Source organism: Botrimarina colliarenosi, assembly GCF_007859955.1.
Classification (GTDB): Bacteria; Planctomycetota; Planctomycetia; order Pirellulales; family Lacipirellulaceae; genus Botrimarina; species Botrimarina colliarenosi.
In genome coordinates, this window is the sequence record NZ_SJPR01000001.1 from 676,836 (window position 1) to 689,269 (window position 12,434).

11 protein-coding genes are annotated in these 12,434 nt (G+C 65.9%); 8 read left to right on the forward strand and 3 right to left on the reverse strand.

The genetic code is table 11. The features are described 5' to 3' along the window. The first annotated feature begins 93 nt into the window (after positions 1-93). The 3 genes from Pla108_RS02570 to Pla108_RS02580 are packed head-to-tail and all read left to right on the forward strand — an operon-like array spanning position 94 to position 2,953. Positions 94-942, forward strand: a complete 849-nt coding sequence (locus tag Pla108_RS02570) for an MlaE family ABC transporter permease (protein ID WP_146442537.1) — start codon at positions 94-96, stop codon at positions 940-942. Continuing rightward, complete coding sequence (locus Pla108_RS02575) at positions 939-1,772, forward strand: ABC transporter ATP-binding protein (RefSeq protein ID WP_146442540.1); 834 nt, start codon at positions 939-941, stop codon at positions 1,770-1,772. The genes Pla108_RS02570 and Pla108_RS02575 overlap by 4 nt, the downstream gene beginning before the upstream one ends. Positions 1,773-1,825: 53 nt before the next feature. Beyond that, entirely contained in the window at positions 1,826-2,953 is a 1,128-nt protein-coding gene (locus Pla108_RS02580) for an MlaD family protein (RefSeq protein WP_146442543.1), read from the forward strand. Positions 2,954-3,164: 211 nt separating this feature from the next. Here the strand turns inward: Pla108_RS02580 and Pla108_RS02585 are convergent, their stop codons facing one another. Further along, the gene (locus Pla108_RS02585; RefSeq protein ID WP_197526187.1) at positions 3,165-3,743 is read right to left on the reverse strand and encodes a PEGA domain-containing protein; all 579 of its coding nucleotides are present in this window, start codon (positions 3,741-3,743) and stop codon (positions 3,165-3,167) included. A gap of 151 nt (positions 3,744-3,894) precedes the next feature. Between Pla108_RS02585 and Pla108_RS02590 the strand changes: the two genes are divergently transcribed. From Pla108_RS02590 to Pla108_RS02610, 5 genes are all read left to right on the forward strand, one after another. Further along, positions 3,895-5,244, forward strand: coding sequence for a PP2C family protein-serine/threonine phosphatase (locus tag Pla108_RS02590; RefSeq protein WP_197526188.1), 1,350 nt, complete (start codon positions 3,895-3,897; stop codon positions 5,242-5,244). Between the two features lie 117 nt (positions 5,245-5,361). Next, the gene (locus Pla108_RS02595; RefSeq protein ID WP_197526189.1) at positions 5,362-6,543 is read left to right on the forward strand and encodes an LptF/LptG family permease; all 1,182 of its coding nucleotides are present in this window, start codon (positions 5,362-5,364) and stop codon (positions 6,541-6,543) included. Positions 6,544-6,735: 192 nt separating this feature from the next. Next, complete coding sequence (locus Pla108_RS02600) at positions 6,736-8,409, forward strand: sensor histidine kinase (protein WP_197526190.1); 1,674 nt, start codon at positions 6,736-6,738, stop codon at positions 8,407-8,409. A gap of 251 nt (positions 8,410-8,660) precedes the next feature. Beyond that, positions 8,661-10,046 carry a sigma-54-dependent transcriptional regulator gene (locus tag Pla108_RS02605; protein WP_390615027.1) on the forward strand — a complete coding sequence of 462 codons (1,386 nt, stop codon included), beginning with the start codon at positions 8,661-8,663 and terminating at the stop codon, positions 10,044-10,046. Between the two features lie 98 nt (positions 10,047-10,144). Beyond that, positions 10,145-10,702, forward strand: a complete 558-nt coding sequence (locus Pla108_RS02610; protein WP_146442558.1) for a hypothetical protein — start codon at positions 10,145-10,147, stop codon at positions 10,700-10,702. A gap of 118 nt (positions 10,703-10,820) precedes the next feature. Here Pla108_RS02610 and Pla108_RS02615 read toward each other — a convergent pair whose 3' ends face one another. Together Pla108_RS02615 and Pla108_RS02625 are read right to left on the reverse strand one after the other, a co-directional pair. Then, positions 10,821-11,645 (reverse strand): hypothetical protein, encoded by an 825-nt coding sequence (locus tag Pla108_RS02615; RefSeq protein WP_146442562.1) that lies wholly within the window; start codon positions 11,643-11,645, stop codon positions 10,821-10,823. Between the two features lie 200 nt (positions 11,646-11,845). Beyond that, positions 11,846-12,394 (reverse strand): hypothetical protein, encoded by a 549-nt coding sequence (locus Pla108_RS02625; RefSeq protein ID WP_146442568.1) that lies wholly within the window; start codon positions 12,392-12,394, stop codon positions 11,846-11,848. Positions 12,395-12,434: the final 40 nt, after the last annotated feature.

Sequence of the window (12,434 nt, forward strand, 5' to 3'; positions counted from 1 at the left end):
GCTCAAGCGGCGCAACCGTTAGAGTCGATTGGTTCTGATGGCGGTGCGCCCTGCGCCGCCGGTCGGTTCTCTTCGATCCACGCCGGTGCTGTCATGGCTTCGCCTAACTCCGCTACGCATTCGGGCCTTGGCCTCACTAACGGCGTCGCTTGGGTCGGCGGCGCCGTGATCGACGCGACGGCTTCTTTCGGCGCGATGTCGATCTTCTTCGTCCAAACGCTTTCGTGGCTGGTCCGGCGCTGGCCGAGCCGCCCGCTCTTGGTGGCGAGTCTCTACCAGATTGGGGTCCGCAGCGTCCCGGTGATCTGCCTGACGGGCGGCTTCATCGGCATGGTGCTCGCGGTGCAGTCGTACTACCAGTTCCGGACGTTCGGCATGGAGTCACGCCTCGGCGTGATGATCAACCTGTCGATGTACCGCGAGCTGGGGCCGGTGCTGGCCGCGACGATGCTCGCCGGCCGGGTAGGCAGCGCCATCGCCGCGGAGCTTGGCACCATGAAGGTGACCGAACAGATCGACGCGCTGGCGTCGATGGGCGCCAGCCCGATCCAGCACCTCGTGGCGCCGCGGTTCTTGGCCTGCCTGACGATGATCCCGCTGCTGACGATCGCGGCGGTGGCGATGGGCGTCCTCGGCGGCGCCTTCTACTGCATCTATGTTTTCGGGGTCGACCCATACTTCTACCTACAGAACGCCCAGCAAGGGACCAGCTCTTGGGACATTGTCTACGGCGTCATCAAGAGCTTCTTCTTCGGCGGGGCGATCGCGATCATTAGCTGCTACCGCGGCTTCCATTCGAGCGCCGGCGCCGAAGGGGTCGGGCGGGCGGCGACGATCTCGTTCGTTCAGTCGTTCGTAACGATCCTCGTGCTCGACCTGTTCTTGAGCATCGGCCTCGACCGGCTCCATGACGCGCTGTGGGGACAGGGGGCCGTGGTATGAACGCTCCCGCTCCCGCCAAGGACGCCAAGAAGGCGCTGGTCGCTATCGAGCGGCTGAGCGTCCGCTTCGGGACGCAAACCGTCCTGCGGGACCTGTCGCTCTCGGTGCCGCGCGGCCAGACGCTGGCGATCATCGGCGAGAGCGGCTGCGGCAAGACGGTGCTGCTGAAGTCGCTGATCGGATTGATTCAGCCGACCAGCGGCCGGGTGCTGTTCGACGGCGAGCCACTTGGCGGGATGAGCGACCGCCAGCTCACCGCGGCGCGGACACGTTACGGCTTCGTCTTCCAACAGGCGGCGCTCTTCGACTCGTCGACCATCGAAGAAAACGTGACGTTCCCGGTGCTCGAGCACCGGCGGGCGAAACCCGCGGAGGCGCGGCGGATGGCGGTCGATCGGCTCCGGCAGGTCGGGCTGCCCGAGTCGGTCCTCACCAAAAAACCGGCTGAATTGTCGGGCGGCATGCGGAAACGGGTGGGCCTCGCCCGGGCGCTGATGATGGACCCCGACGTGTTGCTCTACGACGAGCCGACGACCGGTCTCGACCCGATCATGAGCGACGTCGTCAACGAGCTCATCCTGCGCACCACCGAGCTGGGGGGCGACGACAACCCCGTGACGAGCATCGTCGTGACCCACGACATGCACAGCGCCGTCAAGGTGGCCGACCGCATCGTCATGCTCTATCCGGTCGCTCGCTTAAAGCCTGACGAACCGCAGATCGTCTACGACGGTCCGGCGAACAAGATCGAAAAATCGAGCGACCCCCGCGTCACGCAGTTCGTGCACGGCGAGGCGCGCGACCGGCTCGAAGAACTCCAGATCGCCTGAAAACCGACCAGGCGGCGTTCACTCCGCCTTCCTTCCCCCATCGAATCAGAGCTATGTCCGAACGAGGCCAAGAGATTCGTGTCGGCATCGTGACACTCGTCATCGCCGGCGTCGCGGGGGTCCTGGCGACCGTCGGCGCCGGCGTGTCGCTCCCTTTCGGCGCGACGCCCTACTCGATCAAGATCCGCACCGACCGGGCGCCGGGAGTCGGGCTCAATACGCCGGTCCGCAAGGATGGCGTCGTTATCGGTCGGGTCACCGACGCCGCCTTCTTGCCCGAGGGGGGGGTCCTGATCACGGCCGATATCCAGCCGGGCTCGCCGATCTACCAGACCGACATTTGCCGTATACGACCTTCGTCGCTGTTTGGCGATGCGGTGATCAACTTCGCCTACGCCGGCGACGGCGCCAAACCGGAGCGGCTCGAGGCGGGCTCCCTGGTGACCGCCGCGGCGCTGCCCGATCCGATTGAGGCGCTCACCAGCTTGCAGGTCGACGTCGGCCCTACGATCGAGTCGATCGGCCGCGCCGCCAACTCGATCGAAGAGCTCACCACCCGGGTGAATCGCGCCCTGGGGGACGACTTTGGAGGCGAACGGATGACGAGCCTGCTGGACGACATGACCGTCTCGATGCGTGAGTTCCAAGAAACCATGCAGGTCATGGAGCGGACGATGACCCAGGTCGAAACGCTCGTTTCTGACCCGCGCCTGCAGCAGGGCGTGCAAGAAATCCCCGCGTTGCTCACCGACGCGCGGGCTACGGTCCAAAAGGCGACCCAGACGCTCGAGTCCTTCGGCGCGGTCGTCTCCAGCGCCGAGACGAACCTGCGGAACCTAGAAGGCTTTACGGAGCCGCTCGGCGCCCAAGGCCCCGAGTTGTCGCAGAAGCTCGTGTCGGCGATCGACAATCTCGACAAGACGCTCGCCGACGCGTCGCGCTTCGTTGGCGCGGCGACCGCCAGCCGGGGGACGCTCAATCGGCTGCTCAACGACCCCGAGCTTTATGACGAGGTGCAGCGGGTGATCGCCAACGCCAACGTGGTGCTCTTCCACATGGACGAACGGCTCAAGCAGGTCCGGCCAATCCTCGACGACGCACGCGTATTCACCGACAAGATCGCCCGCGAGCCGGGGCGCATTATTGGCGGCGCCCTGAACCAAGGGCCGGGACTGAAGTAGCGACTAGCTGCTACGTGTCCCGGCGAGACCGGATCCTTCTTTGATCCAATCCAACTCTCCCCTTGTAGGAGGGGTCTCCGACCCCGATTGCGGCGTCCTGTCCGGCACGGCTTGGAACGCGTCATCGGGGTCGGAGACCCCTCCCACAAACTTAGAGGGGTCCCACAAAGCTATACGGGGAGACCTCTCCCGAGGTGGGGGAGGAGCTCGCCTAGTACCGAAAGCCGTTTGGCGCCGGGGTGGAACCGGGCTGCGGCGATAACGGGGCGGGCGGACTGCGAATCACCGGAGGCGGGTCGATCGGTCCGGTGGGCGGGGTGAACCCGCCGAACGGGTCGACCGCCGAGGCGGGGACCACCGGCGCGGCGCCGACTGGCGTCACCTGTCGTCGCAGGTCCTCGCCACGGGCGATGATCTGCTCGGCCGGCTCCAGGCGCGCCCGCTGTAGGTTGAAGCTCACGGTGCGGGCGTCTTCGAGCCGGGCGGGGACGAGGTTTTCGCTGACGAAATCGATCCCCGGCAACTCGTACCACGGAGGGGGGAGCGGCTGGTTGACCGTCAGGGTCTCGAATCCCGGCATCGAGAGCCGGATCTCGCGGGTCCCGTAGTAGACGTAGTCGACCGAGCAGGGCGTCGAGCCGATACGTTGGTTGTCGACATGGACCACGGCCCCCGGCGGGTTGCTGCGGACGGTCAATCGCCGGCGGACGCAGCCCGACGCCGTCAACACCGTCAGCAGCACCACGAGGGCGGCTTGGTAGCGGCGACGGCGGTCGGGGGGCTGGGGCACGTCGGTCGGGGCAGGGCGGATTTCGGGAAGTAAGGGCGGAATTAGGGGCGGCGGAGCATAGCGGCGGGCCCCCGATGGCTCCAGGCCAACACGGGTCAACCGCTGTCACCTGTCGGCGGCTCGGGCTACGATGCAAAGACAGGAAAAATGGATGGCCGATTTGCAATCACCAGCACCCCCGTTCGTCGTCCGGGCCGTTTCGCGGACCGATGTCGGGATGCGTCGAGCGACCAACCAAGACGCGGTGGCGATTTCGCCCCACTCGGCTGAGGGGCGGATCGATGGCGACGCCTTTCTGATGGTCGCCGACGGCATGGGGGCCCATGCGGCGGGAGAACTCGCTAGCAAGCTGGCTACCGACACGATCCCGCTCACCTACTTCAAATCGGGAGGAGAGGCTCCCCCGACCGCACTCCGTCGGGCGATCCGCCAGGCGAACGATAAGATCCATCAGAAGGGGGCTTCCGCCGCCGAGTTTTATGGCATGGGGACCACCTGCAGCTGCCTGGTGCTGACGCAGGGGGCGGCCCTCGTGGGCCACGTCGGCGACAGCCGCGTTTATCGCCTCCGCGACGGCGTCTTCGAGCAGCTGACCTTCGATCACAGCCTCGTCTGGGAGATGGCGGCCGCCAGCAAGGTCTCGGCCGACCGCGTCCCTTCGTGCATCCCGAAGAACGTCATCACCCGGTCGCTCGGGCCGCACAAGACGGTGATCGTCGACCTCGAGGGCCCGCACGCCCTGCAGCAAGGCGACGTGTTTCTGCTCTGCAGCGACGGGCTCACCGGCGTGGTCGACGACTCTCTCGCCGCAAGCCTACTCAGCACGCTGTCCCCGACCGACGCCGCCGAGGCTCTGGTCAATTTGGCGAACCTGCGGGGCGGTCCTGACAACATCTCGGTGATCGTCGCCCAAATCGAAACCGCCACCGGCGACACCGCGTCGGGAACCCCGGCCGCAAACCGACCGAAGCTGCAGATTTCATCGTTCGGGGTGGGGATTGCCGCCGTTTGCGCCGTGGCGTGCGCCGTGTTCTTCTACGGCGGCAACCCGGTCGGCGCCTTGGCGTCGGCGATCGGGTTGGGGGTCGCCTTGGCGCTCTCCTTTGTCAAACGACCGGCGTCGCGACCCGCAGTGCTGTCGCCGCTGCTGGGGGACGCGCTCGGCAACGGGCCTTACCGACGCACCGAATGCGGCGACCATGCCGCGGCGGCGGGGGACCTCCGGGATTTGGTCAGCGAACTCTCGAACCTCAAGTCGGAAGAAGAGACCGTGCGGCCGGAGGACATCCCCTTGCAAAACGGCAACGGGACTCCCGCAGCGGTGATGCTCGATTGGTCGCCTCTGAAAGAGCGGCAGCAAGCCGCCGACGAGGCGTTTGATCGCGGCGACTACGTCGGCTCGATCACACGCTATTCCGAGATCATTGCCCAGGCGATGGCGGCGATCCGCAACGACGACGACACGCACCGTTTTTCGGCGCACACCGAAGTGATCAGCTAGCACGGCAGGCGATTGACGGGCAATCGTTGTTCCCGCGACGCGGGCGGCTTGGTAGGGTTCTCGGTCTCGCTTGTTACAGGCCGTCACCGTCCCTCCGTCGCCAGTCCCGCCACGTCCGTGAAGATTCTCACTCGGTACGTGCTCATCGAGCTGCTGCAGGTCTTCCTGCTGACTCTCGCCGGCCTGACGGCGCTGATCTTCGTCGGTCTGATCGGCAAAGAAGCGGTCGACAAAGGCCTCGGGCTGGGGCCGCTGCTGAGGATGACCCCCTACATGTTGCCGCAGGCGATGCAGTTCGCTGTGCCGGCGACAATGCTCCTGGCGACCACGAGCGTCTACGGGCGGCTCTCGTCGACCAACGAAGTGATCGCCGTTAAAGCGCTCGGCATCTCGCCCTGGGTGCTGGCGCGTCCGACCCTTATTCTGGCGGCGATCACCAGCTTCGGCGCCGTCGCGCTGAACGATCTGGCGGTCTCGTGGGGCCGGATCGGGGTGCAGCGTGTCTTCGTCGAATCGCTCGAAGAAGTGATCTATAGCCAGCTGTCGCTCCACCGCAGCTACGCCGAAGGGGGACTGCAGATCAGCGTCCAACGCGTCGTCGGGCGCAAGTTGGTCCACCCGATCGTTACGGTGCAATCCGCCACGGACGACGAGTCTTGGAAGCTCGAGTCGGCGTCGGCGGAGATCCGCTCGTCGCCCGATAAACGCAAGCTGATCGTCCGCTTCGAGGGGATCCATCTCGAAGGCGAGTTGAACGCGGCGATCGCCTCGACGATCGAACGCGAGATCGACCTGGAGCGGCTCTTCGGCGAGTCGACCAGCGCCCGGAGCCCCTCCAACTACGCCCTCAGCGAGATCAGCCAAGAGCAGAGGCTCGTCGCCCAGCGGTTGGCGGACCTGCGGCGTAGCCAATCGACCGAGCGGGCGATGGCGTTGATGACCGGCGACTTCGATCGGCTGTCGAGCGACTCCTGGTCGCGGTTCGAGCGGGGCGTCGCTGGCGAGACATACCGCGGCCGCCGGCTGTCGGTCGAGCCGTTCCGCCGCTGGGCGAATGGCTTCAGCTGCCTCTGCTTCGTGATGGTCGGCGTGCCGATGGCGATCTGGCGACAGAAGGGAGAGTTCCTCGCGAGTTTCTTCCTCTGCTTCTTACCGATCTTACTGGTCTACTACCCGCTGTTGATGGTGAGCCTCGACCACGCCAAAGCGGGCGATGTCCCCCCCTACGCCGTGTGGCTTGGCAACGCGGTGCTAGCGTTGTGGGGCGTCTGGATGATGCGCCGCGTGGTGCGCAACTGACGGAACAGCGGCGAGCCGGGAGCGTCAGCGACCCGAGTGGTGGCGGTGAACGCGCCGCTACTCCGGTCGCTGACGCTCCCGGCGCTCACCTCTTTCTGTCGTTGCCGCCCGTTCGGTGGTCCTGCTATGCTCGGCCGGTGTGGGGTGAAGGTCGCCCCGCCATCCGCGTTCACGGCGACAAGGAGGTCGCACGTGCTCTCGCATCGATCGATCGGCGTCAAACTGCGCATCGGCGTCGGCCTGTTGGGGGCCAGCACGATCGTGCTGTTCTTCGCCGCGCTCTACGGGCTCTATGCCTACCGCGGGCTGGTCAAGACGCTCAGCGCCCGTGCCGCCGAGCTGCCGCTCGCCAACGAACTGAGCCAGCATGTCGCTGACTTGCGAGTCGTCTTCGGCAAGGCCCGCGAGCGATCGCTCGTCCACCGCCAACAGGCGGACAACCATATCGATCCTCCCTACTCGTTCACCGACGACGACCCGGAGGCGGCTCCCGAAGACGTCGCCGACCCCTACGACCTCAAGCTGCTGTGTGTGGAGTACCGAATCGAGTTTGAACGGTTCGCTGATACGCTCAAGCATTATCGAGAGCGGCTCGACGCCAACCGCGAGGCCGAAGACTCGCGGATCAGCAACGACGAGCCCGAGCGCGAGACGCTTGCCGAAATCGACAAGGTTCTCAAACGCATCCGCCGCGAGGGGATGTCGGACAATCTGCTCTACGACGAACTACGGGTCGAGACCGACTCGCTCGAAGTGGCCTTGGAGCGGCTCCGCGAACTGGCGGCGCAGCTTCCCAGTCACCTCCACAACCGGCTCGGCGATCTCTCCGGCGAAGTCCGCTCGCAGTATCACGTGGCGCTGGTGCTCGCCTGGGTGACGTTTGTCTCCGCCTTGGCGCTACTGGCGGTGGCGATGCAGGTGTTTAGGGAGTCGGTCGCCCGGCCGATCGGTTTGCTTGTTGGCGCCGCCCGCCGCGTGGCCGCCGGCGACTACAACCACCGCGTCGCCCTCGATTCACGGGACGAGATGGGCGAACTCGCCGAAGCCATGAACCGGATGATGGCGAGTTTCAAGCACACCCGCGACGACCTCGACAAGCAGGTGCAGGACCGCACCAACCAGGTGATCCGGAGCGAGCAGCTGGCGAGCGTCGGCTTCCTCGCCGCCGGCGTCGCCCATGAGATCAACAACCCGCTCGCCGCGATCGCCATGTGCAGCGAATCGCTCGAGAGCCGTTTGCTCGACCTCCGCGACGAGGACCCCGCCAACGCGGCCGAGTGGCACATCGTTCAGAGCTACCTGGAAACGATCGGTAAAGAGTCTTTCCGCTGCAAGCAGATTACGGAAAAGCTGCTCGACTTCTCCCGCATGGGCGACCGCGAACGCCGGCCGACCGAGCTGCGTGAGTTGGTCGAGGGCGTGATCGAGATGGTCCGCCACCTCGGCAAGTACAAGCACAAGGAAGTCGAACTCCTCGACGGAAGCCCCGTCGTCGCCGAGGTCGACGCGCAAGAGATGAAGCAGGTGCTGCTCAACCTCGTGACGAACGGTCTGGACAGTCTCGAGGCCGGCGGGCGCGTGACCGTCGACGTGGCCGCGATCAACGCGTCCGAGGGCCAGCGCGCCCGGATCGTCGTGCGCGACGACGGGTGCGGGATGAGCGCCGAGGTGAAGAAGCATCTCTTCGAGCCGTTCTTCACCCGTCGCCGCGGCGGGCAGGGGACCGGCCTGGGGCTCTCGATCACCTACCGAATTATCGAAGAACACCACGGCGAACTGGCCGCCGACAGCCCCGGACCGGGGCAAGGCTCGTCGTTCACCGTGACGCTGCCGACCGAACAACCCGTTGCCGCGATGGCGGCTTAAGAGAGTTGACCACCGAGACACCGAGGGCACTGAGGAAATCACAGAGACTGGATTCTGTAGGAGTCGTCTCCAGACGCCGATGACGCGCACCATACCGTTTCGGTATGGAGACCGTCATCGGCGTCTGGAGACGCCTCCCACAGATGTTGTTCATCTCGTCTCAGCGTCTTCCTCCGCGCCCTCTGTGCCTCCGTGGTGAAGTTATTAAAGCACCGGCCAAGGAAGGCCGCCGACGACCGTAAGGAAGCGTGATGCCCGCCGTCGATAAGAAAAAAACCGCCCCGCTGTCGCTGCTCTTCGCCGACGACGAAAGGTCGCTGCAAGAGCTAATGAAGCTCGAGTTGCCGCGGATGGGGCACACCGTCACCGTCTGCCCCGACGGCCTGACGGCGGTCGCCGCCATCGAGAAGAACAACTACGACGCAATCATCGTCGACCTCGATATGCCCGGCATGACGGGCGTCGAGGTGATCGGCCGGCTCAAGGAGATGTCCCCCGCCACCGAGGCGGTGGTCCTCACCGGCAAGAGCACGACCGAGAGCGCAATCGCCGCGCTCCGCTACGGGGCGTTCGACTACCTGACGAAGCCGTGCAAGTTGGTCGAGATCGAGGCGCTGCTGCGCCGCATCGCCGACAAACGCGAACTGACCCAGAAGTTCCACGCCCTTGAGCGGCGGCTCGAGCGGATCGAGGGGGCGCCGAAACTCGTCGGCGAGAGCCGGCCGATGGCCCGCGTCAAATCGCTGATCGACAAGGTGGCGCCAACCGAGTCGACCGTGCTCATTCTTGGCGAGACCGGCACCGGCAAAGAGCTCGTCGCCCGTGCCGTGCACGACCAGAGCCCGCGGGCCGATAAGCCGTTCGTCGCGATCAATTGCGGCGCGCTGCCGGAGAACCTAATCGAGAGCGAGCTGTTCGGCCACGCCAAGGGCGCTTTCACCGGCGCGGACGACCACCGCGTTGGTCTCTTCGAGGTCGCGTCGGGCGGCACGATCTTCCTGGACGAGATCGGCGAGCTCCCGAAGGCGATGCAGGCCAAACTGCTCCGTGTGCTGGAGAGCCGCGAAATCCGCCGCGTCGGCGAGAACAAGACGCTGACGGTCGATGTCCGCGTCGTCTGCGCGACGCACCGCAATCTGGCCGAGATGGTCGCGACCGACGGGTTCCGTGAGGACCTGATGTACCGCATCAACACGTTCGAGATTCTGCTGCCGGCGCTCCGCGACCGGATCGAAGACTTGCCGCCGCTCGCCGAGCACCTGCTGCGGCGTTTCCGTCCGCACGCTAAACCGATCGAACAGCAGCTGACCGACGACGCGGTCACCGCCCTCAAGGCGCACGTCTGGCCGGGCAACGTCCGTGAACTGGCGAACGTCATTGAGCACGCCACGATCCTCTGCGACGCGGGGCCGATCACCGCGGAAGACCTTCCGCAACACTTCAACCGCCGCCAGCTGAGCGTCGCGGCGCGGACGTCACGTGGCCCGACCACGCTCCGCGACCTCGAGATGGAGGCGATCCACGAGGCGCTCGACCGCAACGACGGCGCCAAGCCGAAGGCCGCCGCCGAACTCGGCATCAGCCTCAAGACGCTCTACAACAAGTTGAACCAAGAAACGGGCTTAAAGGTCGCCTGAGGGTTAGAATGCGACGTAAAGCGTCGGCGCCAGGGACCCGTTGTCAGGAGGCTCTGGTGGCGAGCGCTGAGCACGTCATTCGATCTTGGTAGGCGTTCATGAGCGTACTTCTCGAAAGCCCGCTTGCTGTGGGCGCGATCGGGCTCTTGCTCGTCACGATGGCGGCGATCCCGTTCTTTCAGACACGTTCGCGTGGCGCCTTGGGGCTCCTCGGCGCGGCGGTGCTGTTGACGATTGGCGGCGTCGCATTCGAGCGGGCGTACCTGACGCCACGCGAACAAGTACGAGACGCCCTCTCCGGGCTCTTCGGCGCGATCCGTAGCAACGATCTGCCGGGGGTGCTACGGTCGATCGATGTCGCCGCAACCGACGTGCAGGCCGACGCCCAGACGCTGATGCCGATGTTCCGCGTCGACGGCGCCGGCGAAGGGGGCGAAGTCGCCGTTGATTTTTCTACCGATCCCCCGGTGGACGGGACCATCGCAACGGCGACCTTAAAGCCGCTGATCCGGGTGCGGCACACCAAGTCCGGCGCTACGGGGGCTTATTTTGACAAGCTTGAGATCGACCTTGTACGGCGGGGCGATCGCTGGCTGGTGAGCGCCTATCGGCCCGCCAAGAACTGGCGTGACGGGGCGAGTCAGCTCGGTCGCTGAGCGGGTTGGTGCTTCGACTCCCGGCGCTGGCGCTTAGGGCTCCCGACCCACTTTGGATCAACCACTCCTTAGGCGGGAGCCCTAAGCGCCAGCGCCGGGAGTTGCGCCGCATAGCGTCTCACCACCCGCCGCCCTGATAGTACGACTTCCGCCCGGGACCGTATCCCCACCACGGCTGTTGGTGGCCGCCGCCGTAGCCGGGGCGCCCGCCGTAGCCCGGGCCGTAACCTCCGCCATAGCCAAAACCTGGGCCGTAACCGAAGCCGTAGTAAGGCATCGGAATCGGCGCCACGAAGCCGCTCGGCGGGGCGTAGGGGTAAGCGGTCCCCGGCATGCCGGGATAGGGCGTCGGGGTTGGGGCGTAAGCGGGCGGCGATTCGACGCAGCCTTCCCCTTCGCAGTCACCCGGCTGGGGCGCCGCCAGCGGAGCTTGCCAGGCACCTTGCGGGGCGTAACCGTAGGGGGTCGCGCCTTGCGGGCCAGGGACCGGCGTGCCGGGCGTCGCGGCCGGGTAGCCGGGCGTGCCATACCCAAACCCCTGCATGCCGCCGAAGAACAGATACGGGTTATGCCGGAACGGCGTCAGCGCGTTGAGCGTCTGTAGCTGGGCGTCGAAGCCACGCTCGCGCTGGGCGTCGAAGCCACCGAGCGAGTTGCCGAAACTGCGAACCTCGTAGATCGTATCGCTCGATCCGTCGGCGCCGCGGACATTGGTGCGGGTGCGCCAGTAGCGGCTCACCGTCTGTCGCGGATCGGGCAGGCCCTCGACCGGCTCGTGCTCGGCGTACTGCACGACGCGGACGCCCGACTGCGGGTCGTGCGTGTAGGCGCCCGGCGCGAAGGCCCAACTCGCTTCGGCAACGGCGTCAGCCGCGCCGAAGAGCGAACAGGCCAGTACGATCGCGAGCCGCGGAGGGCTCAGGAGGGAAGTGCAAGTGTTCATCGAAGTGTCGCTGCGAAGAGGAGGGGGCAGCAGGGGAGGAGAAGAGGTGGGAAGTGGGAAGTGGGAAGTGGGAAGTGGGAAGTGGGAAGTGGGAAGTGGGAAGTGGGAAGTGGGAAGTGGGAAGTGGGAAGTGGGAATCGTAGCCGTTGGGCAGCGAGCCCCGAGACGTCAGTCCGGGGAGTGCAGCGGAAAACGCCTTCCTACTCAGCCGTTTCAGCTTTCGCCGCTTCAGCTTCGGCGTTCGCCGCGTCGATCGCCTCTTGCTTAACGACCTTGTAAAGCTGGTGATCTTCGCCGTTGTAGTAGTACTCGTAAGGTTCCTGCAGCGGCTCAAGGACGAGTCCATTGGCCTCAACGATCTTCGCCATGAACTCGTCGTGGTCCTTCGGGTAGCGGCCTTCGAGGCCCCAGAAGAGGTCCAAAGCGTGCTGCACTTGGAACAGGTTCAGCTTCTGTTCGGCGCGGATGCCCCCTTTGAGGACGGTCTGCAAGTAGCCGCCGCGGGTCATCTTGCTGCCGCGTTGCATGTCGTTGGCGCTGACGGCGGACGCGCCCTGGTTGGCGAGGTCCGCCGCCGCGGCCGCTTTGGCGTCGGCCGCGGCCTTGGCGTCGGCGATGGCTTTGTCTTTGGCGGCTTGGGCGTCGGCGTCGGCCTTCTGGTTGAGCTTCTCGGCCATCGCGTCGAGGCTCGACTTGCCGCCGCTGCTGTTCGATCCGCCACAACCCGCCAGCGTCAGCGTCGATAGCACTACAACGCTAAGCGCCCACGAATGAGCGCGAATCAACACG

What these genes read in the sequence shown, in the direction of transcription:
- Pla108_RS02570 (WP_146442537.1), top strand. Translation starts at nt 94, where the DNA reads ATGGCTTCGCCTAACTCCGCTACGCATTCGGGCCTTGGCCTCACTAAC.
- Pla108_RS02575 (WP_146442540.1), top strand. Translation starts at nt 939, where the DNA reads ATGAACGCTCCCGCTCCCGCCAAGGACGCCAAGAAGGCGCTGGTCGCT.
- Pla108_RS02580 (WP_146442543.1), top strand. Translation starts at nt 1,826, where the DNA reads ATGTCCGAACGAGGCCAAGAGATTCGTGTCGGCATCGTGACACTCGTC.
- Pla108_RS02590 (WP_197526188.1), top strand. Translation starts at nt 3,895, where the DNA reads ATGGCCGATTTGCAATCACCAGCACCCCCGTTCGTCGTCCGGGCCGTT.
- Pla108_RS02605 (WP_390615027.1), top strand. Translation starts at nt 8,661, where the DNA reads ATGCCCGCCGTCGATAAGAAAAAAACCGCCCCGCTGTCGCTGCTCTTC.
- Pla108_RS02610 (WP_146442558.1), top strand. Translation starts at nt 10,145, where the DNA reads ATGAGCGTACTTCTCGAAAGCCCGCTTGCTGTGGGCGCGATCGGGCTC.
- Pla108_RS02615 (WP_146442562.1), bottom strand. Translation starts at nt 11,645, where the DNA reads ATGAACACTTGCACTTCCCTCCTGAGCCCTCCGCGGCTCGCGATCGTA.